The organism is Xanthobacter sp. SG618, from assembly GCF_012932745.1.
In the GTDB taxonomy this organism is placed as follows: Bacteria; Pseudomonadota; Alphaproteobacteria; order Rhizobiales; family Xanthobacteraceae; genus Xanthobacter; species Xanthobacter flavus.
Window position 1 is genome coordinate 67,789 of the sequence record NZ_JABBHL010000001.1, and the last position, 20,816, is coordinate 88,604.

At 67.5% G+C, this 20,816-nt stretch carries 21 protein-coding genes; 11 read left to right on the forward strand and 10 right to left on the reverse strand.

What is annotated here, in order from left to right; genetic code table 11:
- Position 1: 1 nt before the first annotated feature.
- Both FHT36_RS00355 and FHT36_RS00360 read right to left on the reverse strand, forming a co-directional pair.
- A complete protein-coding gene (locus tag FHT36_RS00355; protein ID WP_169120070.1) occupies positions 2–1,297 on the reverse strand; it encodes an amino acid ABC transporter permease in 1,296 nt (431 codons plus the stop codon).
- A gap of 126 nt (positions 1,298–1,423) precedes the next feature.
- Complete coding sequence (locus tag FHT36_RS00360) at positions 1,424–2,434, reverse strand: amino acid ABC transporter substrate-binding protein (RefSeq protein WP_024278849.1); 1,011 nt, start codon at positions 2,432–2,434, stop codon at positions 1,424–1,426.
- Between the two features lie 179 nt (positions 2,435–2,613).
- Between FHT36_RS00360 and metC the strand changes: the two genes are divergently transcribed.
- On the forward strand, positions 2,614–3,828 hold the full coding sequence (gene metC, locus FHT36_RS00365; protein ID WP_169120072.1) for a cystathionine beta-lyase: 1,215 nt from the start codon (positions 2,614–2,616) through the stop codon (positions 3,826–3,828).
- 83 nt (positions 3,829–3,911) lie between these two features.
- Positions 3,912–4,106: a hypothetical protein gene (locus tag FHT36_RS00370; protein WP_169120074.1), complete on the forward strand. Its 195-nt coding sequence runs from the start codon at positions 3,912–3,914 to the stop codon at positions 4,104–4,106.
- A 17-nt stretch (positions 4,107–4,123) separates the two neighbouring features.
- On the opposite strand, the gene panC is transcribed toward FHT36_RS00370, so the two are convergent.
- Complete coding sequence (panC, locus tag FHT36_RS00375) at positions 4,124–4,969, reverse strand: pantoate--beta-alanine ligase (RefSeq protein WP_169120076.1); 846 nt, start codon at positions 4,967–4,969, stop codon at positions 4,124–4,126.
- Positions 4,970–5,127: 158 nt separating this feature from the next.
- On the opposite strand from panC, the gene FHT36_RS00380 reads away from it, so the two are divergent.
- Both FHT36_RS00380 and FHT36_RS00385 read left to right on the forward strand, forming a co-directional pair.
- Positions 5,128–5,862, forward strand: coding sequence for a VWA domain-containing protein (locus FHT36_RS00380; RefSeq protein ID WP_169120078.1), 735 nt, complete (start codon positions 5,128–5,130; stop codon positions 5,860–5,862).
- A 73-nt stretch (positions 5,863–5,935) separates the two neighbouring features.
- Positions 5,936–6,655: a DnaJ domain-containing protein gene (locus tag FHT36_RS00385; RefSeq protein WP_348644356.1), complete on the forward strand. Its 720-nt coding sequence runs from the start codon at positions 5,936–5,938 to the stop codon at positions 6,653–6,655.
- Between the two features lie 15 nt (positions 6,656–6,670).
- Here the strand turns inward: FHT36_RS00385 and FHT36_RS00390 are convergent, their stop codons facing one another.
- Positions 6,671–8,710, reverse strand: coding sequence for a D-alanyl-D-alanine carboxypeptidase (locus tag FHT36_RS00390; protein WP_169120080.1), 2,040 nt, complete (start codon positions 8,708–8,710; stop codon positions 6,671–6,673).
- Between the two features lie 295 nt (positions 8,711–9,005).
- Here FHT36_RS00390 and FHT36_RS00395 point away from each other — a divergent pair, with 295 nt between their 5' ends.
- The 3 genes from FHT36_RS00395 (at position 9,006) to clpA (ending at position 12,883) form a co-directional block, all read left to right on the forward strand.
- Positions 9,006–9,338 (forward strand): phasin family protein, encoded by a 333-nt coding sequence (locus tag FHT36_RS00395; protein WP_169120082.1) that lies wholly within the window; start codon positions 9,006–9,008, stop codon positions 9,336–9,338.
- Positions 9,339–9,859: 521 nt separating this feature from the next.
- Positions 9,860–10,186, forward strand: coding sequence for an ATP-dependent Clp protease adapter ClpS (gene clpS, locus FHT36_RS00400; protein WP_169121436.1), 327 nt, complete (start codon positions 9,860–9,862; stop codon positions 10,184–10,186).
- A gap of 246 nt (positions 10,187–10,432) precedes the next feature.
- On the forward strand, positions 10,433–12,883 hold the full coding sequence (gene clpA, locus FHT36_RS00405; protein WP_169120085.1) for an ATP-dependent Clp protease ATP-binding subunit ClpA: 2,451 nt from the start codon (positions 10,433–10,435) through the stop codon (positions 12,881–12,883).
- Positions 12,884–12,956: 73 nt separating this feature from the next.
- Here clpA and FHT36_RS00410 read toward each other — a convergent pair whose 3' ends face one another.
- Positions 12,957–13,463 carry a sterol desaturase family protein gene (locus FHT36_RS00410; protein ID WP_169120087.1) on the reverse strand — a complete coding sequence of 169 codons (507 nt, stop codon included), beginning with the start codon at positions 13,461–13,463 and terminating at the stop codon, positions 12,957–12,959.
- A 147-nt stretch (positions 13,464–13,610) separates the two neighbouring features.
- Here FHT36_RS00410 and FHT36_RS00415 point away from each other — a divergent pair, with 147 nt between their 5' ends.
- Positions 13,611–13,991 carry a 4a-hydroxytetrahydrobiopterin dehydratase gene (locus tag FHT36_RS00415; protein WP_169120089.1) on the forward strand — a complete coding sequence of 127 codons (381 nt, stop codon included), beginning with the start codon at positions 13,611–13,613 and terminating at the stop codon, positions 13,989–13,991.
- 42 nt (positions 13,992–14,033) lie between these two features.
- Positions 14,034–15,098 carry an aminotransferase class III-fold pyridoxal phosphate-dependent enzyme gene (locus tag FHT36_RS00420; RefSeq protein WP_169120091.1) on the forward strand — a complete coding sequence of 355 codons (1,065 nt, stop codon included), beginning with the start codon at positions 14,034–14,036 and terminating at the stop codon, positions 15,096–15,098.
- Between the two features lie 6 nt (positions 15,099–15,104).
- Here FHT36_RS00420 and FHT36_RS00425 read toward each other — a convergent pair whose 3' ends face one another.
- Genes FHT36_RS00425 through FHT36_RS00445 form a run of 5 tightly spaced genes read right to left on the reverse strand, consistent with a single transcriptional unit; the run spans position 15,105 to position 19,025 of the window.
- Positions 15,105–15,824, reverse strand: a complete 720-nt coding sequence (locus FHT36_RS00425) for a (5-formylfuran-3-yl)methyl phosphate synthase (RefSeq protein WP_169120093.1) — start codon at positions 15,822–15,824, stop codon at positions 15,105–15,107.
- Positions 15,821–16,390 carry a DUF447 domain-containing protein gene (locus tag FHT36_RS00430; protein ID WP_169120095.1) on the reverse strand — a complete coding sequence of 190 codons (570 nt, stop codon included), beginning with the start codon at positions 16,388–16,390 and terminating at the stop codon, positions 15,821–15,823. The genes FHT36_RS00425 and FHT36_RS00430 overlap by 4 nt, the downstream gene beginning before the upstream one ends.
- Positions 16,387–17,808 carry a DUF6513 domain-containing protein gene (locus tag FHT36_RS00435; RefSeq protein WP_169120097.1) on the reverse strand — a complete coding sequence of 474 codons (1,422 nt, stop codon included), beginning with the start codon at positions 17,806–17,808 and terminating at the stop codon, positions 16,387–16,389. Before FHT36_RS00435 ends, FHT36_RS00430 begins: the two co-directional genes overlap by 4 nt.
- Positions 17,809–17,811: 3 nt before the next feature.
- Positions 17,812–18,390: a flavoprotein gene (locus tag FHT36_RS00440; RefSeq protein ID WP_168457965.1), complete on the reverse strand. Its 579-nt coding sequence runs from the start codon at positions 18,388–18,390 to the stop codon at positions 17,812–17,814.
- Positions 18,387–19,025, reverse strand: a complete 639-nt coding sequence (locus FHT36_RS00445; protein WP_169120099.1) for an aspartate kinase — start codon at positions 19,023–19,025, stop codon at positions 18,387–18,389. Before FHT36_RS00445 ends, FHT36_RS00440 begins: the two co-directional genes overlap by 4 nt.
- Positions 19,026–19,237: 212 nt before the next feature.
- Here FHT36_RS00445 and FHT36_RS00450 point away from each other — a divergent pair, with 212 nt between their 5' ends.
- Both FHT36_RS00450 and FHT36_RS00455 read left to right on the forward strand, forming a co-directional pair.
- Positions 19,238–19,630 carry a cytochrome c family protein gene (locus tag FHT36_RS00450; protein WP_169120101.1) on the forward strand — a complete coding sequence of 131 codons (393 nt, stop codon included), beginning with the start codon at positions 19,238–19,240 and terminating at the stop codon, positions 19,628–19,630.
- A gap of 312 nt (positions 19,631–19,942) precedes the next feature.
- Positions 19,943–20,668, forward strand: coding sequence for a 16S rRNA (uracil(1498)-N(3))-methyltransferase (locus FHT36_RS00455; RefSeq protein ID WP_169120103.1), 726 nt, complete (start codon positions 19,943–19,945; stop codon positions 20,666–20,668).
- Positions 20,669–20,816 lie beyond the last annotated feature (148 nt).

Consider the following 20,816-nt stretch of genomic DNA (forward strand, 5'->3'; position numbering starts at 1 on the left):
GTCACCGCTCCACCAGCGCGACGCGCTTGTTGTACCAGCCCATGATCGCCGACGTGACGATGGAGATGGTGAGATAGACCGCCATGATGATGGCGATGATCTCGATGGCCTGGCCGGTCTGGTTCAGCGTGGTGCCCGCGAACACCGCGAACAGGTCAGGATAGCCCACCGCCACGCCCAAGGACGAGTTCTTGGTGAGGTTGAGATACTGGCTGGTGAGCGGCGGCACGATCACCCGCATGGCCTGGGGGATGATGACGAGGCGCAGCGTCGGCCCGTTGCGCAGGCCGAGCGAATGGGCCGCCTCGGTCTGGCCCTTCGACACCGCCAGGATGCCCGAGCGTACGATCTCGGCGATGAAGCCGCCGGTATAGATGGAGAGCGCCAGCAGGAGCGACACGAATTCCGGGATGACGCGCAGCCCGCCGACGAAGTTGAAGCCGCGCAGTTCCGGCTTCTCGACGCCGACCGGGAAGCCCATCGCCGCGGAGGCGAGGAGCGGCAGCACGATGATGAGGCCCAGCGAGGTCCAGAAGACGGGGAAGAAGTGTCCGGTCGCCTCCCGCCGCTTCTTTGCCCAGCGTGCGAGCAGGAAGCTCAAGATGAAGGCGGCGATGAGGGCGTAGAGGATGGCCATGGAGCCGTCCTCGAAGATCGGGCGCGGCACCACGAGGCCGCGATTGTTCACGAACACGCCGGGCGCCGCGAGGCTGGCCGCATAGGTCGAGAGCGGGCCGCCGAGGAAGCCGAGGCCGATGGAGGACAGGCCCGAGCCGATGGCGCCGAGCAGCGGCTGCAAGCCGAAGCCCCAGCTCTGCCGCGGACCCGGCAGGGTGGCCAGCACGGCGAGATACCAGAACATGATCTGGAACAGCGGCGGCAGGTTGCGCGTGATCTCCACATAGGCGGAGGCGAGCGCCTTGATGACCACATTCTTCGACAGCCGGGCCACGCCCATCAGGAAGCCGATGAGGGTCGCGAGGATGACGCCGAGAAAGGCCACCAGCAGCGTGTTGAGCAGGCCCACCAGGAAGGCGCGGCCGTAGGACATGGATTCGTTGTAGGGGACCAGCGACTGGCTGATGGCGAAGCCGGCGCGATTGTCGAGGAAGCCGAAGCCCGAGGCGATGCCGAGCCGGGTCAGGTTGGACTGGGCGTTGGAATAGAACGACCACAGCAACCAGACGAGGATGACCGCAACGGTGATCTGGATGACCTGGGACCGCAGCTTTGGATCCGTCCAGGACCAGCGACGGCCCCGTGGCCGCGGCGGCGCGGCAGGGCTGACTTCAGACATGAAACCCCCGAAAGCTCAGGCCTTTGGCCTGTGTTCTTGGTGGCGGAGGGCACGATGCCCGCGTCCTCCGCCCCGTCTTCAAGCCCAGCTCTCAAGCAAGGCGCGGGCCATCAGGCCCCGATGCGCTCAGCGCACCGGCGGGCCGTACTGGATGCCGCCCTTGGTCCAGAGGTTGTTGAGGCCACGCTCGATGCCGAGCGGCGTGGCGGGGCCGACATTGCGGTCGTAGATCTCGCCGTAATTGCCGGTCGCCTTGATGATGCGCACCACCCAGTCGGGGGTGAGGCCGATGCCCTCGCCATACTTGCCGTCGGTGCCGAGCAGGCGCTTGATGTCCGGGTTCTCGGACTTCACCATCTCGTCGACGTTCTTCTGGGTGATGCCCAGCTCTTCGGAGTTCAGCAGCGCGAAGTAGGTCCACTTCACGAGGTCGAACCACTGGTCGTCGCCATGGCGCACCAGCGGGCCGAGGGGCTCCTTGGAGATGGTCTCGGGCAGCAGGACGTGGTCCGCCGGGTTGGTGAGCTTCAGGCGCACCGCGGCGAGCTGGGACTTGTCCGAGGTGAACACGTCGCAGCGGCCGGATTCATAGGCCTTCACCGTCTCGTCGAGGGTCGCGAAGGCGATGACCTCGCGATACTTCATGTTGTTGGCGCGGAAGTAGTCGCCGACATTCAGCTCGTTCGACGTGCCGGTCTGCACGCAGATGGAGGCTTCCTGAAGCTCCTTCGCGGACTTCAGGCCCACCGACTTGCGGATGAGGAAGCCCTGGCCGTCGTAATACATCACGCCGGCGAAGTTGAAGCCGAGGGTGGTGTCGCGCGACATGGTCCAGGTGGTGTTGCGCGACAGCACGTCGATGGCGCCGGAGGTCAGCGCCGTGAAGCGGTCCTTGGCGGAGAGGGGGGTGAACTTCACCTTTGTCGGGTCGTTGAAGATGCCGGCAGCGATGGCGCGGCAGAAGTCCACGTCGAGCCCGCTCCATTCATTCTTGTCGTTGGGGCTGGAGAAGCCGGGCAGGCCCTGCGTCACGCCGCAGTTGAGGGCGCCTCTCGCCTTCACGTCGTCGAGGGTCGCGGCCTGCACGGCACCGGCCAGCGACAGAAGTCCTGCTGCTGCGAGGAGGATGCGTTTCACGGAAGGTTCCTTTTTTCGCGACGACGAGCCCCTGCCGTGGCCGCCTCCCGCCGCGATCCGGCACGAGATGGCTCGACGGACGGATCAAGGCCGTCTATCCCGCCCATCACAACCCCTCACAGCGGAGCGGTCAATAGCGGCCGATCGGTCGCAAGCTGCCGTGACCACAGGAGATGTGCATGTCGGACGCAAGCAGGGATGACCACGGGGCAGACGGAGCGTCAGGCGCGGAGCGGGGCACGGCCACGAAGATCGTCCATGCCGGCCGCGATCCCCGCCGTTTCGACGGATTCGTGAATACCCCGGTGGTGCGTGGCTCGACCGTGCTCTACCCGAACTACGACGACCTCATTCACCATCGCGCGCGCTACACCTACGGCCGCCACGGCAATCCTACCAGCGAGAGCCTGCAGGTGGCGCTCACCGCGCTGGAGGGCGGCGACGGCGTGGTGCTCACCCCGTCCGGCCTGTCGGCGGTGACGACGGCTCTGCTCGCGGTCGCCGGCAGCGGCGATCATGTGCTCGTGGTGGACAGCGTGTATCGGCCCACCCGGAATTTCTGCGACGGGCTCTTCGCCCGCCTTGGCGTCGAGACCACCTATTATGATCCCCTTATCGGCGCGGGCATCGTGGCGCTGATCCGGCCGAACACGAAGGCGATCTTCCTGGAGGCGCCCGGCTCCCAGAGCTTCGAGATGCAGGATGTCCCGGCCATCGTCGCGGTGGCGAAGGCGCGCGGCATCTCCACCCTTATCGACAACACCTGGGCGACGCCGGTCTTCTTCAAGCCGCATGCGTTCGGGGTGGATATCTCCATCCAGTCGGGCACCAAATACATCTGCGGCCATGCGGACGTGAGCATCGGCACCATCTCGGCGGTCGGTGACGCCCTCAGGAAGGTGCGCGCCACCTACAGCGCGCTGGGCATGACGGTCGGCCCCGACGACATCGCGCTCGCCGCGCGCGGCCTGCGCACGCTGGCGGTGCGGCTCGCCCACCACCAGAAGGCTGCGCTGGAGATGGCCGAGTGGCTCGCCGCGCGGCCGGAAGTCTCGCGCGTGCTGCATCCCGCGCTGCCGTCCGATCCCGGCCATGCCATCTGGAAGCGCGACTTCTGCGGCGCCAGCGGCCTGTTCAGCCTCATCCTGAAGCCGGTGCCCGAAGCCGCGGTCGCGGCCTTCTTCGATGCGCTGACGCTGTTCGGGATGGGCTATTCCTGGGGCGGCTACGAGAGCCTCGCCATCCCCTTCGACTGCAAGGACTATCGCACGGCGACGCGGTGGGAGGTGGAAGGGCCTGCCGTGCGCGTGCACATCGGGCTCGAGGATACCGCCGACCTCAAGGCCGACCTCGACCAGGCTTTCGCCCGGATGCGCGAGGTGGCCGCAGGCTAGGCAAACCTTCCCGGCGCCACGGGGAAACCCCTGGCGCTAGGGAGCGTTCTCCTTACGGAACACAACACCGTCAGGAGAACACCATGCAAGATCCCAAAGAAGCCCGCGAAGACGTGGACTTTCATCGAACCGATGGCCGCACCATGGACGGGGCGCCGGTGAAGACGGCATCCAAGGCGAGGCAGGGCGTCACCTCCGGCCGCATGCTCATGGTCCTGTCCGTCGGCCTCGCGCTGGTCGTGATCGGCTTTGCGGCGAGCTACATGGGGGCGGTCTAGACCGCCGCCCATTCGCTTCACACGGGGATGTTGTCGATCAGCCGGGTCTGGCCGAGCCACGCGGCGGCAAGAAGCCGGATCGGCTCCTTGGCATCCTTGAGCGGCGCCAGCGTTTCGGCATGGCGGGCCGCCACATAGTCCACCTTGAGGCCGAGCGCGGAAATCATGCCGGAGGCGGTATCCACCGCCGCCTGCGGTTCGGTGCCCGACCGGATCTGCTCGGCGGCGCGGGTGAGGGCGGCGTAGATCACCGGCGCGATCTTGCGCTGCTCCTCGTCGAGATAGGCGTTGCGGGAGGAGAGGGCGAGGCCGTCTTCCTCGCGGATGGTCGGCACCGGCACCACCTCGACGCCGAGATCAAGATCCTTCGACAGCCGCGTCACCACCTTGAGCTGCTGGTAGTCCTTCTCGCCGAACATGGCGTAGTCGGGCGTGCACTGGGTGAAGAGCTTGCCCACCACGGTCGCGACGCCGCCGAAGAAGTGTGGCCGGAAATCCGTCTCCAGCCCCTCGGAGGGACCGCCCACGGTAATGCGCGTGGCAAAGCCCGCCGGGTACATCTCCGTCGCCGTCGGCGCATAGACGAGATCGACGCCGACCTCGGCCAGCTTGTTGAGGTCCGCTTCCAGCGCGCGGGGATATTTGTCGAAATCCTCGTGGGGGGCGAACTGGGCCGGATTGACGAAGATCGACACGACGGTACGGCCGGCGAGTTCCCGCGCCTTCTCGGCCAGCGCCATGTGGCCCACATGCAGCGCGCCCATGGTGGGCACCAGCGCCACCTTGGAGCCTTCGGCCCGGAAGCCGGCCACTGCCGACCTCAGATCGCGCACGCGCCCCACAACCTTCGGCAAAGTCGCCATCGTCCCATCCCCTCGATACGGCGCCCCGCCGCTGGGGGGTGCAGATAGGCCCTGGGCCGGTCCGCTTCAAGCCATTGCGATGCATCCGTCGCGGCCGGCGGGGAGGGGGCCTTGGTGCGCCGTCCGAAGCGGCTTATGTGTGAACAAGAGAGGAACCGATGGCGACGCGCGACGACAGCAAGGGGAAACTGGCGGAAACCAAAGCGGGCGGAACGGTTCCGGTATCCGGCTCGGCCGAGGTGGAGGCGTTCCTCGCCGCGGCCCGCAGCATGCCGCCGGCCCGCCCTGCGGATGGGCGGGGCAGACTGTCCTTCGCGCTCGATGCCACCGGCTCGCGCCAGCCCACATGGACGCTCGCATGCGACATCCAGGCGGACATGTTCGCCTCCGCCGCCGCCCATGGCGGCCTCGACATGCAGATTGTCTATTACCGGGGACAGGACGAGTGCCGCGCCTCCCCCTTCGTGCGCGATGCCGCGACGCTGGGCGGGCTGATGCGGCGTATCTCCTGCATGGGCGGCCTCACCCAGATCAACCGCATCCTCGGCCATCTCGGCAAGGAAGCCGAACGCTCGGGGCTGCGCGCCGCGGTCTTCGTCGGCGACGCGGTGGAGGAAGATCCGGCGGTGCTCAGGGAGGCCGCGGGGCAGCTCGCCTTGCGCGGCGTGAAGCTGTTCATGTTCCAGGAAGGCAATGACGCCCGGGTGGAAGACGTCTTTCGCGGCCTTGCGCAGGTCACCGGGGGAGCGTGGTGCCGGTTCGATCCCTCGGCCCCCGGCGAGCTTCGCCAGTTGCTCGCGGCGGTCGCCGCCTATGCCGCCGGTGGCCAGATGGCGCTGACGTCCCGTCGCGACGCCGGCGCCCGGCGCCTCATCGCCGCCATGGGCCGCTGACCGGTGGTGCTTCGCCCGTCTTTCCTAATCATCCCGCCGGCGCAGGGGCGCGGCTTTCGATCCGGAGTTCCGCGTGATTAGCCTTGTCGCCGGTGCGTTGCTGCTGCTGATCGGCCTCTATGGCCTCTCGGTCTGGACCAAGGCCGATCCGAAGGTACTCATCGCCACGATGATGCGGACGCTGGCCTATGCCGCGCTGCTCGGTGCCGCGGGCGCTCTGGTCACGGGCCGGATCGGCATCGCGCTCCCACTGGGCGCGGCGGGCATCGCCCTGCTCGGGCGGCTCGATCCTCAGGGGATCGGCGGTTATCTCGGCGGGCTGTTCAAACGGCGGAGCGCACCGAAGACCTCGGGGGTGCGCACGTCCATGATCGAGATGGAACTGGACCATGCCACCGGCGACATGCGCGGAGCGGTTCTGGCCGGGGTCCATGCCGGCCGGCGGCTGGAGGAGTTGGACATCCCCTCCCTCGTGGCGCTGCGCCCGCAGTGCGATGCGCAGTCGCTGGCTCTACTCGAAGCTTATCTCGACCGCCGGGCGCCCGCCTGGCGTGAGGACGCACAGCGAAACGCGGGTGCGGGGGATATGGGCGGAGGCGGTGGCCTGGACGCTGCGATGCCCGAGGAGGAGGCCTATCAGATCCTTGGCCTTCAGCCGGGCGCGAGCGCCGAAGCTGTCCGCTCGGCGCACCGCTCCCTCATGAAGAAGCTCCACCCCGATCATGGCGGATCCGATTATCTCGCGGCGAGGATCAACCGAGCGAAGGACGTGATCTTGCGCAAGCATCGCTGATTCTCTGTCAGAACTTCAATTCCTGATAGGCATGCAGTCGAAATCGTTACGCTTGAGTAAACGGCAAGCTTCCTTCGCCGACTTCTCATCGAACCCGGCGAAGCGGGCGCGGTAGAGCTCGGTCGAACCCTTGGTCACCTTCTCGGTATAGGGGTCGGCACCGGCCAGCGCGGACTTCACGCGCGCCCGGGCGGCGTCGAGCTTGGTGCGGGCCGCGCGCTCGCCGTCGAACGCGCCGATCTGGATGCTCCAGCCACTCTTGGCCGAAGCCGGCACATGGCTGCGCTGGGAAGGGGCGGGAGCGGCCGCGGGCTGGGGAGCTGCCACCGGGGCGAGGGAAGCGGTGCGAACAGGCTTGGCGGCCTGCTGCGCGGCCTGAGGACGGGCGCGATCGTCCACCACACCTTCACGAGCGGAGCGCAGCGCGCGGGCATACGGATCGTCCGGCTCCATGGCGGCGATCCGCGCGGCGCGCATCGCCTGCTCGGCGGCGGCATCGGGCACGCCAAGGCGCGACGTGTCCTTGCCGGTCGGCGCGGCGGGAGCGGGGGCCGGCACGTCGGTGCGCGCGGCGACCTGCTGCGGCTTGGCGTGGGCCCGGCCTTCTGCGGCAGCCGTGGCGGCGGCCGCCGCCGGGGACTGGGCGAGGCTCGACGGGCCGAGATAGCCCAGGACGCCCGCAGGCGCGGAGGTGAACTGGGTGGTGGCTGCCACCTGCACCGGAGCGGGCGCAGCGGCCGGTGCTGCAGCCACATTCGCGGCGGTGGGCTTCTGGATCGCAACGGTCTTCACGGCCACCGGCTTGATGGGCTCGGCGGAGCCGGGCTTCACCTGCGGCAGGGGCGCCGAGGGCGCGGCGGCGGCGACCACCTGGTTGGCGGTGCGCGCGGCGGGCTTGGCGGGGATGGAGGCGGTGGTGGTCGGCTCGGCATTGGCTTCGACCACGGCCGGCTTCGGCAGCGGCGCCACCGCATGGGGCTGGACGTCGTCACGGGCCGCGACCACGGGCATGGGCGCATTGAAGCTGCCCGGCTTGCCGATGGAGAAGGCGTTGTCGGCGACTTCCGTGATCTTCGGCGCCACGCGGCCGCCGGCATAGGCGGTGGGCAGGTTCTGGCTGATGAGGCTGGTCATGCGCGCATCGCGCGAGCCGCCGCTGGAGCCGCCGAGCACGACGCCGACGAGATAGCGGCCGTCCCGCTTCACCGAGGTAACGAGATTGTAGCCCGAGGCGTTGGTGTAGCCGGTCTTGATGCCATCCACGCCGTCGATCCGGCCGAGCAGGCGGTTGTGATTGCCGATGGCCTGGCCGCGATAATAGAAGGTGCGGGTAGCGAAGTACTTGTACTGCTTGGGGAAACGATCCTGGATCGCGCGGCCGAGGATGGACAGGTCGCGGGCCGTCGTCACCTGGTTCACGTTGGGCAGGCCGGACGCGTTGCGATAGACCGTGCGGCTCATGCCGAGCGCGCGGGCCTTCTCGGTCATCGCCTCGGCGAAGGCCGACTCGGAGCCGGCGAGGTTTTCGGCGATCACAACGGCCACGTCGTTGGCCGAGCGGGTGACGATCGCCTTGATGGCGTCCTCCACCTCGATCGTCTGGCCGGGCCGCATGCCCAGCTTGGAGGGCTGCTGCGACGCCGCCTTCGCGGATACCTCCAACTTGCTGTCGAGACGAAGGTTTCCGGCCTCCAGCTGCTCGAACAGGAGGTAAAGCGTCATGATCTTGGTGACTGAGGCAGGATGTCGCAGGGCGTCCGAATTTTCCTCGTACAGCACCTTGCCGGTATTCGCGTCCACGATGATCGCGGCGGAGCCGTAGCGCCAGCGCCCGCCGTCGGGGTCGGCCGCGGCTACCGTCTTGGTATTGGAGGACGGTTTCGTCTTCGACGCGGATTTCGCGGAGGACTTGGACGAAGACTTGGCGCTGCGCTCGACCTGCGTCTTCTTGCGCGGCTTCGCATCAGCCACCGTGGCGGTCAGGGAGAAGGCCGCAAGTACCGCAAGGGCAAGGGCTTTCGAGCAATTTGGCAGACCGCCGCGAGCGTAACGCATGTACTTTTGTCCCGTGTCGCTGGTCGCAGACGCCGCCCCTTTGTCCGGAACACCGATGTGACAGGGAAGCCTGGTGGCAGGCTTGTGCGTCGCACCGGAGGTCCAGGGAAGCGACCAGTGCCTGACCCTAAAAACGCGGAGTTACCAAGGCGTAAACCGGACACCCCTGCCACATTGTGCGGTGCAACATATCGCTTGACTTTCGTTGTGCAGTGCATAATATTTACAACCGAGCGGAGGCATAATCCACTCGACGCAATGCCAGCGCGTTGGCTGGCGCGAAAGGGGACACCCAATGGTTCAGAGCGCTGAAGAGCTCCAGAAGCTCAGCAAGGACAACATCGAAGCCGCGGTGAAGAGCTTCGGCACTCTTTCCAAGAGCGCCCAGGCGATCGCGGTGGAAATCGCCGATTACACCAAGGCTTCTTTCGAGCAGGGCACCGCTGCCCTCGAGAAGCTGCTCGGTGCCAAGACCCTCGAGCAGGCCATCGAGATCCAGCAGTCCTACCTCAAGACCGCCTACGAGGGCGCCGTCGCCCAGGCGACCAAGCTCGGCGAGCTCTACACGGAGCTGGCGAAGGAGAGCTACAAGCCCTTCGAGACCTCCTTCGGCAAGTTCGGCCGCTGAGGCAAATTCCCCGGGCTTTTTGCCTGAGGTTCGCCCCGTCCGGCGCGCTGCATTGCGTGCCGGGGGCTGGATGATCCCGCGAGGCCGCCCGTCAGGGCTGGCCTCCCGGTGCCGCGCCGGGGGCTCGTATCGCGTCGCGCCCCGGCGCTCCCACGTCTGACGATCCGGCCGCGCACGGGCACCAGCCCGGTGAAGTGCGGGCCTTTTGCGTTCCGGCTTCGCCCTGTGCCGGCCCCGCGCATCAAAGCGCCGCACGCGCGAATTGCGCAGCTGACCTTGCGCCCGCCCGCATTGCTCCCGACATAGAAGCCGACCGACGTTCCTGCGACTGCATGCGCCTGACGCACCGTGGTACTGGCGCGGACGCACTGATTTTTCTATGATTGCCAGCCGTCAAGGGCTGCGTCGAGGCTCCGGGTTGCCGCCGGAGATTGCGACAGGGCGCGAGGATCATGAAGCACGTTTTCCATCCGTCTCATCCGGCAGGCGCCGATCGCGCCCGCGTGGTTCCCGCGCGCGCCATGGCCGGAGAGCCGCCGCGCAAGGGCGACGGACCGGGCACCGCCGTCATCACCCGCACCAAGCCCCAGACCAAGCGGCCGAGCCTCTATCGCGTGCTTCTGCTGAATGATGACTACACGCCGATGGAGTTCGTGGTGCACGTTCTCGAGCGGTTCTTCAGCAAGAACCGCGACGAGGCCAACCGCATCATGCTCCATGTTCATCACCATGGCGTGGGCGAATGCGGCGTTTTCACCTACGAGGTCGCCGAGACGAAGGTGACTCAGGTGATGGATTTCGCCCGCAAACATCAGCACCCGCTTCAGTGCGTGATGGAAAAGAAGTAAGCCGCAACAGGCGGCGACCAGACTTCTCGCAGAAAAAGTGATCGTGACCCGACCCGGGCGGAAGCTCGGGCCAGCGGGGCGTTGTGCCGTCGTCAAGTCCTATTCGGCGACGGGCCCCCGCGCTTTCCTTTCACCGAGGGACTTGCGCACTGCGGCATCCAGTACGAAGTTTGTGTGAATGGTGCACGTGCTCCGGATCTGGGGGAAAATTCCGAAAGTCCGGTGCGACGCGCGAAAGAGGTGTCGATGCCTACATTCTCACGCAGCCTCGAACAGTCGCTCCATCGCGCTCTGGCCCTCGCGAACGAACGCCACCACGAATACGCGACTCTCGAGCATCTGCTTCTCTCGCTTGTCGACGATCAGGATGCGGCCGCCGTCATGCGCGCCTGCAACGTCGACATGGAGAAGCTTCGTCGCAATCTCATTGAATACGTCGACACCGAGCTGGAAAATCTCGTCCAGTCCGGCTCGGACGATTCCAAGCCGACGGCCGGTTTCCAGCGCGTTATCCAGCGCGCGGTCATCCATGTCCAGTCCTCGGGCCGCGAGGAGGTGACGGGGGCCAACGTGCTCGTCGCCATCTTCGCCGAGCGCGAGAGCCATGCCGCCTATTTCCTGCAGGAGCAGGACATGACGCGGTACGACGCGGTCAACTACATCTCCCACGGCATCGCCAAGCGCTCCGGCATGTCCGAGAGCCGGCCCGTGCGCGGCGCCGACGAGGAGACCGAGACCAAGTCCGGCGACGACAAGCAGAAGAAGGCCGACGCGCTCGACGCCTACTGCATCAACCTCAACAAGAAGGCGCATGAGGGCAAGATCGACCCCCTCATCGGCCGCGACAGCGAGATCACCCGCACCATCCAGGTGCTCTGCCGCCGGCAGAAGAACAACCCGCTGTTCGTGGGCGACCCGGGCGTCGGCAAGACCGCCATCGCCGAAGGTCTCGCCAAGCGCATCAACGATGGCGAGGTGCCGGAGGTGCTGGCCACCGCCACCGTCTTCGCCCTCGACATGGGCGCGCTGCTCGCCGGCACCCGCTATCGCGGCGACTTCGAGGAGCGCCTCAAGCAGGTGGTGAAGGAGATCGAGGCCTATCCCAACGCGATCATGTTCATCGACGAGATTCACACGGTCATCGGTGCCGGTGCGACCTCGGGCGGCGCCATGGATGCGTCCAACCTGCTGAAGCCGGCGCTGGCCTCCGGCTCGCTCCGCTGCATGGGCTCGACCACCTACAAGGAATACCGCCAGTATTTCGAGAAGGACCGCGCCCTCGTCCGCCGCTTCCAGAAGATCGACGTGGCCGAGCCCACCGTGCCGGACGCCATCGAGATCCTGAAGGGGCTGAAGCCCTACTTCGAGGACTACCACAAGCTGCGCTACACCAACGACGCCATCAAGGCGGCGGTGGAGCTGTCGGCCCGCTACATCCATGACCGCAAGCTGCCGGACAAGGCGATCGACGTGATCGACGAGTCGGGCGCGGCCCAGATGCTGCTGCCCGAGGCCAAGCGCAAGAAGACCATCGGCCTCAAGGAGATCGAGGCGACCATCGCCACCATGGCGCGGATTCCGCCCAAGACCGTCTCCAAGGACGATGCCGAGGTGCTTGCCAACCTGCAGACGACCCTCAAGCGGGTGGTCTACGGGCAGAACAAGGCCATCGAGGCGCTCTCCGCCTCCATCAAGCTGGCCCGTGCCGGCCTGCGCGAGCCGGAGAAGCCCATCGGCTGCTACCTGTTCTCCGGCCCCACCGGGGTCGGCAAGACCGAGGTGGCCAAGCAGCTCGCCTCCATCCTGGGCGTGCAGCTCCTGCGCTTCGACATGTCGGAGTATATGGAGCGCCACACCGTGAGCCGCCTCATCGGCGCGCCTCCCGGCTATGTGGGCTTCGACCAGGGCGGCCTGCTGACGGACGGCGTGGACCAGAACCCGCACTGTGTGCTGCTGCTGGACGAGATCGAGAAGGCCCATCCGGACCTCTTCAACATCCTCCTGCAGGTGATGGACCACGGGAAGCTGACCGACCACAACGGCAAGCAGATCGACTTCCGCAACGTGATCCTCATCATGACCACGAATGCGGGCGCCGCTGACCTTGCCAAGCCCGCTTATGGCTTCACCCGCCAGAAGCGTGAGGGCGACGACTCGGAGGCCATCAGCCGGACCTTCGCGCCGGAGTTCCGCAACCGCCTCGACGCGGTGATCCCGTTCGGCCACCTGCCGCCCGAGGTCATCACCCAGGTGGTGGAGAAGTTCGTGCTGCAGCTGGAGGCCCAGCTCGCCGACCGCAATGTCACCATCGAGCTCTCCGACGAGGCGGGCACGTGGCTGGTGGATCGCGGCTACGACGAGCAGATGGGGGCGCGGCCCATGGCCCGCGTCATCCAGGAGTTCATTAAGACTCCGCTGGCGGACCTCGTGCTGTTCGGCGCGCTCAAGAATGGTGGCCACGTCCGCGTGGTGGTGGAGGGCGAGGGCAAGGACTCGAAGCTCGGCTTCGAATTCCCCGAAGGCCCCGTCACCCCCAAGCCGGAGAAGATCGTCCCGGCTCCCGCCAAGCGCCGCAAGCCGGCGGCCAAGTCGAAGGCCAAGCCCATCCCCAAGGGCAAGGGCCCGAAGGGCGGGCCGGCCGGCGGCTCGGGCCGCTCCGGCAGCCCGGTGCCCAAGCTGCCGCTGGTCAAGGCCTGACGGATCTCCAATCAAACAGAAAGAGGCGGCTCTCGGGCCGCCTCTTTTCGTTTCAGGATCAGGAGTTGCGCGGCTATTCCGCTGCTTCGCTGTTCTTGAGGCTGCCGCCGTGCAGCTTCTTCAGCTTGGCCTTCAGCGCGGCCGGCGGTGGCGCGTAGATGAAGCCGAAGGAGACGCAGCCCTCCTTGCCCTCCACCGCGTGATGCAGCCGATGTGCCTGAACGAGGCGCTTGAGATAGCCATTGCGCGGCACGTAGCGGAACGGCCAGCGCTGATGCGTGATGCCGTCGTGGACGAAGAAATAGAGGAAACCGTAGACGGTCATTCCCACGCCCACCCACAGCAGCGGGCCGCCATTGCGATAGAAGTAGATGAGCAGGATGGCGATGCCGGCGAACACGACGGCATAGAGGTCGTTGCGCTCGAACACGCCTTCGCGCGGCTCGTGGTGCGATTTGTGCCAGCCCCAGCCCCAGCCGTGCATCACATATTTATGCGCTGCCCACGCCACGCCCTCCATGGCGGCGACTGTGAGGAGCACGATCGACGTGTTGACGAGGAAGGCGAGCGCGTTCGACATGGTTCTCCATCCGCTGCGGCAGAACGGGATATGCCCGGGGCTGCCGCGGGCCTCGTCCTTATACAGCATCACCCGGCGCGTGGCGCACTGTGCAAGATCAACTGGCAAGATCAACTGCACGCGCCCGGGCCTGCCGCGGAGCCGACCATGACCATCGATCGCAAGAAAACCTTCCCTGCGGAGGAGGTGGCAGCCCACCTCGCCGCCGAGCTGCCCCACTGGCGCTACGAGGACGGCTGGATCAAGCGCACCTACAAGACCAACAGCTGGAAGGGCACGCTGATGGTCATCAACACCGTCGGCCATCTCGCGGAGGCGGCGTGGCACCATCCCGACCTCACCGCCTCCTATGCCTGGGTGGAGGTGCGGCTCCAGTCCCACGACGCCAAGGGCATCACCGTGCGCGATCTCGCACTTGCGAAGAAGATCGAGGAGGTGGTGCAGTGGCAGCCCGGCGCCGGCGAGGATGCGCCGCTTGAGGGCACGCCGCAGCACGATCTGCGCTTTTCTTACATCAAGTACGACTGATCCCGGCGCGCTCCTTGCTTCATTCGGCAGATGGAGGAGCGCGTGTCCGCAATCGCCCCACACGCTGACGGCATTGAAGCGCCGCCCGACGACGCAGCCGCCGTCGCGGTGCCGGCTCTCGATTTCTCGGGCGCCGTCCGCTTGGATCCCGCGCGGATCGTCGAAGGAGAGGTGGGCGAAGGGGCGGGCGCTCCCGCCTCCGCCAGATGTGCCGCCCTCCTGACGCACCATTCCTTCGGCGACGTTGCCCGCTTCTTTGCTGATCGCGCGACGGCCTGGCGCGCGGCGGTCGAGACCATCCGTCTCCACCACCGCACGGCGGGACGGCCCAAGCGGCGGGAGATCGTTGTCGTCTCCGACGTCCCGCGGCTTCCCCCGGCGCTGGCGCTGGCGCAGGATGCGGGCGTGCGGCGTATCCCGGAGGATGAAGCGGCCATCGAGGCCGCCATGGGGCCGAACGTGGCGGCGCTGCTGCTCGCGCCGGCCTCCATCGATGCCGGCCTGCGCTTCCTGCCGGGTTTCCTCCTCGCCACGGCACGGCAGGCGGCGGATGAATATGGCGTCGTGCTGACGTTCGACGAGACCGATTCCGGCCTCGGGCGCACCGGCATGGCCTTCGCCCACGAATGGCGCGGTGTTGCGCCGGATGTGATGGTGATCGACGGGCTGCCGGGCGAGGCCGAAGGCGGGGAGGGCGCTTCGGCATTGGTGCTCAGCGCCCGTCTCGCCCGCAGCCTGCCCTCCGGTCTGCCCCTGCTGGACGAGGATGCAGCCGCCGGGCTGCTGCTGGCCCTATCGGCCTCCTTCGCTCCCGGCTTCGAGACGCGGGTGCAGGAGATGGGCTGGAAGCTGGAGGACCGGCTCGCCACCCTGCGCTGGCGCCGGCCGGACCTGTTCACCGACACCACGGGCACCGGCCTCGTTCAGGGGCTGGTCTGCGCCGGGCCGGCCGCGCCGCTGGCGGAGGCGCTGGCCGGGCAGGGGCTTCTCGCTCGGCCGCTCGGGAACGTGCTCGCTATGCTGCCACCGCTGACCGTGACCGAGGCGGAGATTGCAGCGGCGAGCGATATCCTCGACGCTGTGGTGGCGGCGTTCCCGCCAGCCTGACCGGCCTCAGGCGAGGATGCGCCCCGCCAGCGTATCGCGCACGGCGGCCAGACGCAGCGGATCGAGGGCGCTGGTGCGTCCGTCGGCGCAGAGCGCGCCGCGGAAGCCGAGATAATGCGGCCGCAGCGCTGCGAGCGGGGCGATGTCCGCCATCTTCAGCGAACCAGCGAGGCCGGTCAGCAGCCCTTCCGCTCGGGCGGTCGCGACGAAGCGGGCGAGGATTTCCACCGGCAGGTGGGCGAGCAGGCCGCCCTCTGCCTTGTCCGCCGTGTCCAGCATCACCCCATGGAAGCCGGCGGCGGCGAACAGCGGCACGGCGGCAAGGTCCGGCGCCTGATCGGCGAAGAGCACGGCGATCAGGCGCGTCTCGCGGGCGAGGGGGCGAAGGGCGTCGAGCACCGCCGGCAGGGCGGCCTCATCGCCGAGGGCAAAGCCGATCTTCACCAGCGGCACGCCGGTGGCGGCGGTGCGCTCGGCTGCGGTGCGCAGCACGTCCGGCTCCAGCGGATGGTCACCCACCGTGGCGCTGAGACTGCCCGGTGCGCCGGCGGCGCGCCACACGGCCACGGCCTCCACCAGCGCTTGCGGCGCCCAGGCGCCCAGTGCGCCCTCGGAGGGGTTCTTGAGGTCCAGGATATCTACGCCCGCGGCCAGAGCCGTGCGCATCTCGTCGAGGGTCGCCACCGATGCAAGGAGGCCCGGCCGGGCCGGAACGTGCGCCGTCATGAGGCGGCCCGCGCCCGGTGGTCGGCGATGGTCTCGCACAGCCAGTCCCACGCCTCGCGCTCGGCTGGGCCGGCGGTCTTGTCGATGGCGATGGAGAGATAGTTCATCTCCCGGTCCACCCGGTCCGGGTCCATCATGTGCAGGCGCGAAACGAGGATGGCGCCTTCCAGCACAGCGGCCACGGCCCGGTTGAGGCCGAGGAAGGGCGCATGGGTCTCGCGGTGGATGGTGCGGCAGAAGAAGCGGGGACGGGTGGGGTCGTCCTCCATCCGCGCCACTTCCACCTCGTCATGGGCGAGGCAGTCGGCGAGGCGTGCCGCGCCCTTGAGAAGGGTGGCGGGAACGGTGGGCCAGGAGCGGTGCCGTCCGGTGATGCAGCCCGCGAAGATGCGGGCATCATCGGAGAAGTTCACCACGCAGCTGCGCGCCGCCGCCAGATTGTCCAGCGTGCGGGAGGGGCGGAAGGGCTGGAGCAGATAGCCGCCCTCCACCACGGTCGCGCCCATGGGCGCGATGTGCGCCTCCCCGGCGGCCGAGACGGTGGTGACGATGGTCTCCCGGATCACGCGCTTTCGCCTTTCTTCTTCGCGGCAGAAAGCGTCGAGCCCGCTTCCTTGAATGTCAACCGATGGGCCTCCTCGGCGCTGCCGCCGGTCTCGCCCGCGACGCCCCATTTCAAGGGCTCGTCCTGCGCATAGCGCTTGCCGAGTTGGTGGGCGATCTCCGCCCGCGCCGTCTCCACGCCGAGATAGAAGGCGTGGGCGCCATCGTCCTCCACCTTGAGGTGGGGGAAGAGGGCGAAGGGATCCGCCGCCACATGGTGGCCGTCACGGTTGTAGACGTGGATCCCCTCTTCCGTCACCTCGATGCGGAAATTGCGGTCGGCCACCGTGGACGCGAGCCGCGCCACCTCCTCCGGGGTGGTGGACCAGGGGCGCCGGTCGCGCAGCGCCATCAGTCCGCCGCCGAAGCCCTGGGGCAGGGCGCCCGCCTCGCGCGCGGCGTAATATTCCCGCCGCGCCCGGTCAAACTCGCGCACCGCCGTGCGGCAATGCGGGCTCACCTGCACCGCGAGGACGGCATTGAGGCGCAGCTCGGAGATGATGCCCATCAGCAGCGCGTTCATGCCGGTGGTGTCGGCATCCGTCAGCTCGGTGACGTTGCCGATGCCCATCAGGATGGGAATGTCCGGCTTCAGCCGCCGCAGCTCCGCATAGCGCACCAGGGATGCCGTGAAGCCGAGATGGATGGGATCGAGGATCGGATCGGCGAGGAAGGGCCGCCCCGACGCCTCGCACGCTTCGATGGCGCGGACGAGGGAGGCGAGGTCTCCCGCCTGCGCCGGCACAAGCACCGGCACGGCGGGGCCTTCGTCGGCGATGGCGAGATTGGTTTCGTTGAGGCTGAGCAGATAGTCCGCCCCGGCGCGGGTGCCGCGACGCAGCTCTTCCGGGTCGAAGCTGTCCACGCTCACCTTGAAGCCCTCGGCCTTGAGGGCGGCGATGGCGTCCTCAAGATGCGGGAAGGGCTGGTCCGGCAGGGCGCCGAGGTCGATCACGTCGGCGCCCTCGCCCCTCAGAAAGCGGGCACGCTCAAGCAGTTGCGGAACGGACAGGCGGGTCGCGTCCACGATCTCGGCGAAGAGCGTCACGTCGTGGCGGTCGAGGGGCACGTTGCGGCCCTTGCCGCGGCCGAAATAGGTGGGCAGGTCCGCCGCCTCTTCCGGCCCGCGCTCGAACGGCAGGCCGAAGCGCGCAGCGAGGCGCTGAAGATCGCCGCGGAAGCGTCCGGGCATCAGCACCTTGTCCGTGCCTTCGGGCAGCTTGAGGCGGCGCTCCACGATCTCGGCGGTCATGAGCGCCGCGACCTTCACCCCGATGTTCACCACCACCGGATCGAGCGTGCCGTCCGCCAGTTCCTCCGCGATGCGGCGGATGCGGGGCTCGGCCAGCGAGCCGGTGACGAGGGCGACGCGCTCGGCCATGGCTCAGGCCGGGACGGGATAGAGGGTGGCAAGCTCGGCCCGGCGGCGGGCGACGGCGAGGCGCAATTCCTCCAGCGTCTCGGCCACCACGGTCGCCTCGAAGGTCTTGAGCTTCGCGGTGTTCTCCAGATCGATGCGGCGCGGATAGACCGGCACCGGGCCTTCCGGCGCCATGGTGATCATCTCCGGCTGGCTGTCGCAGGCGAACACGATGCAGGCCACCCGGCACTTGCCGGCCTGGGCAAAGCAATTGGTGACGAGCGTGTCCGAGATGCCGTGCACCGCCTTCGCCACCGTGTTGGAGGAGGCGGGGGAGACGACGAGGGTGTGATACTCGCCGTGATAGAATCGCCCGATGGAGGCCGACGACGCCGAATTGTCGCGGAACACCTGCGTCTGGGCGGGCAGGGGTTCCTTGTCCTGCTTGTACATGCGCAGCACTTCGTCCGCGGCGTCCGAGATGAACAGGTCCACGTCCTGAAGCTCGCGGATGATCTCGATGCTCTCGGTGAAATAGTGCCCGGAGCCGGTGAGGGCCCACGCCCAGCGGGGCGGCTTCTTGCTGGAACGGGTCTCGCTCATGATCGGCGCGGGCCTTCTCTTGTTTCCTCGATGCTCTGCGGCGCGGGCGGTTCGAGCGCCTGCGCCATCAGTGCCCCGTCATCGGCGGGGACGAGGACAATATCGCCAGAATAGTCCCGTGCCATGGTCGCAAAAGCCGCATCCACCAGACCGGCCGCAGTCCAGGCCGCAAGGTCCGCCGCGCGGTCGCCGTGCCGCGGCACCTGAACGCCCGGCGCCTTTATCAGAACCAGCCGGTCGGCCGCCAGCCGCGCCGCGAGCCACAGCGCGAGACTGTCGGAGGTCACCTCCCAGCTTTGGGGAATGTCTGGGGCGTCGAGGGCCATGGTGGCGGGAAGCCACAGGGCCGCGCCTTCAGCCGCGGCGGACATCAGCTCAGCCGACGTCCGCGCGGGGCTCAGGCGGGGAGCCATGTCGAGGAAGGCATGGGCCATCTGCTCCATGGCGAGGATCGCCATGCGATGGGCTGCCCCATCGGAAAGTCCAATCTGCGGCTGCATCACGCGAACCTGATCGGCCAGCGCTCCGCCCCCCGGCACGAGCACCAGCCCCTTCCGGCCCGCGAGGCGTTCGAGCAGGAGCCGGGGTGGGGCGCCCCGCGTCAGGCTTCCACCGATTTTGACGACAAGGGTCACGCTGAATCTGCCATTTCGGGAGGTCTCAAGGTCGCATCGAAGGCCGGGTTGGAAACATGCTAAGGAACCCGACCCCTCCGCCACGGATATATGTGGTGTCAGAGGTGGAGGTGTCTGCCCGGTAAAGCATCAAGCTGGCTTCCGCGAATCCGCAGGTGCGAACACAGCGCCTTGCGGAGCCGGGGCCCGGCCGACAGAGAGGATATAGCTCAATGCGTCTTGTTCTGGCTTCCGTCCTTGTCCTCGCCGCCGCCACCGGCTCGGCCTATGCCGATCCCGACGTCGCCAAGGGCGAGACCGTGTTCAAGAAGTGCATGGCCTGCCATGCCATCGGCCCCGACGCCAAGGTGAAGGTCGGCCCGCCGCTGAACGGCATCGTGGGCGCCAAGTGGGCGCACTTCGAGGGCTATGCATATTCCCAGGACATCAAGGACGGCGCGGCCGCCGGCAAGGTGTGGGACGAGGCGACCCTCAACGACTACATCGAGAATCCCAAGCACCTCGTGCCCAAGGGCAAGATGGCCTTCGCCGGCGTCAAGAACGAGGATGAGCGAAAGGACCTGATCGCGTTCCTCGCTCAGTTCAAGCCCGACGGCTCCAAGTAAGCGACTTCGACCAGGCGTTGACGCAGGATCAAGCCCGAGGGGCTCCTGAGCCGTAGCGGGCATCCGCGCGACGTCCGGCCGCGACTGGCATGGTATCAGCATCCCGCGCATCACCCATTCGGGGGATGCAACCAAGGGCTGCTTTTGTGGATTATGCCCTTGCGCCGGTCAGGGCGTCATCTCCGAGGGGCGTTCGGGGGTCGGGGCAGGCGGAGTCCTTCGGGTCTCCGCCTGTTTTCGTTTCCGGGGTTCGGAACCACAAGCTTGCAACGCGCGCCGATGCGTGGTGTGCCTCCGGTGAGAGGAGCCGCCATGCCCGAGCACGATTTCCACGCCCAACGCCTGCACGTCGCCGCCGATCTGGCCGAGGGCTCCGAGATCGTGCTGGAGCGCGATGCGGCGCATTACGTGGCCAACGTCATCCGCCTCGGTGTCGGCGAGGACATTCTCCTCTTCAACGGCCGGGACGGGGAGTGGCGGGCGACACGGATCGCCGGCGGCAAGCGCGACGTGCGCCTCGAAGTGCTGCGCGAGACGCGCGCCCAGCCGCCTGCCCCGACGCTGGAATATGCATTCGCGCCGCTGAAGCATGCGCGGCTCGATTATATGGTGCAGAAGGCGGTGGAAATGGGCGCGGGCATCCTGAGTCCGGTCATCACCCGCTACACGCAGGTCTCCCGCGTCAATGTCGAGCGCATGACCGCCAACGCCATCGAGGCGGCCGAACAGTGCGGCATCCTCAGCCTGCCCCATGTGGAGGAGCCGCGCCCGCTCGACAGCTGGCTCGCCTCCCTCGCCGAGGACCGCCTCCTCGTGTTCTGTGACGAGGCTTCCGCCGACGAAGACCCCATCGCCGCGCTGAAGCAGGCCCGTCCGGGACCGGTGAGCGTCCTGATCGGCCCGGAAGGGGGATTCAGCCCCGAGGAGCGTACGCGCATCGCCCCGAGAGGCCTCACCCTCAGCCTCGGCCCGCGCATCCTTCGCGCCGATACGGCCGCCGTGGCCGCCCTTGCGCTGGTGAATGCGGCGCGCCGGTGAGGGTGCGAAAACGCCTAGATGGAATTTTTGTTCCGTCAATTCGCATAAAATAGTTCTTGCGAGTCGTTCGTAAACTACTTTGTATTTTGTCCATCTCGCGTGCGGTGCGGGAAGATATTGAGCTTCAAGGCGCAATCGCGCACAGGAA

Coding starts and splice junctions, on each gene's coding strand:
- FHT36_RS00355 (WP_169120070.1), bottom strand. CDS start 1,297: ATGTCTGAAGTCAGCCCTGCCGCGCCGCCGCGGCCACGGGGCCGTCGC.
- metC (WP_169120072.1), top strand. CDS start 2,614: ATGTCGGACGCAAGCAGGGATGACCACGGGGCAGACGGAGCGTCAGGC.
- FHT36_RS00370 (WP_169120074.1), top strand. CDS start 3,912: ATGCAAGATCCCAAAGAAGCCCGCGAAGACGTGGACTTTCATCGAACC.
- panC (WP_169120076.1), bottom strand. CDS start 4,969: ATGGCGACTTTGCCGAAGGTTGTGGGGCGCGTGCGCGATCTGAGGTCG.
- FHT36_RS00380 (WP_169120078.1), top strand. CDS start 5,128: ATGGCGACGCGCGACGACAGCAAGGGGAAACTGGCGGAAACCAAAGCG.
- FHT36_RS00390 (WP_169120080.1), bottom strand. CDS start 8,710: ATGCGTTACGCTCGCGGCGGTCTGCCAAATTGCTCGAAAGCCCTTGCC.
- FHT36_RS00395 (WP_169120082.1), top strand. CDS start 9,006: ATGGTTCAGAGCGCTGAAGAGCTCCAGAAGCTCAGCAAGGACAACATC.
- clpS (WP_169121436.1), top strand. CDS start 9,860: ATGGCCGGAGAGCCGCCGCGCAAGGGCGACGGACCGGGCACCGCCGTC.
- clpA (WP_169120085.1), top strand. CDS start 10,433: ATGCCTACATTCTCACGCAGCCTCGAACAGTCGCTCCATCGCGCTCTG.
- FHT36_RS00410 (WP_169120087.1), bottom strand. CDS start 13,463: ATGTCGAACGCGCTCGCCTTCCTCGTCAACACGTCGATCGTGCTCCTC.
- FHT36_RS00415 (WP_169120089.1), top strand. CDS start 13,611: ATGACCATCGATCGCAAGAAAACCTTCCCTGCGGAGGAGGTGGCAGCC.
- FHT36_RS00425 (WP_169120093.1), bottom strand. CDS start 15,824: ATGACGGCGCACGTTCCGGCCCGGCCGGGCCTCCTTGCATCGGTGGCG.
- FHT36_RS00435 (WP_169120097.1), bottom strand. CDS start 17,808: ATGGCCGAGCGCGTCGCCCTCGTCACCGGCTCGCTGGCCGAGCCCCGC.
- FHT36_RS00440 (WP_168457965.1), bottom strand. CDS start 18,390: ATGAGCGAGACCCGTTCCAGCAAGAAGCCGCCCCGCTGGGCGTGGGCC.
- FHT36_RS00450 (WP_169120101.1), top strand. CDS start 19,238: ATGCGTCTTGTTCTGGCTTCCGTCCTTGTCCTCGCCGCCGCCACCGGC.
- FHT36_RS00455 (WP_169120103.1), top strand. CDS start 19,943: ATGCCCGAGCACGATTTCCACGCCCAACGCCTGCACGTCGCCGCCGAT.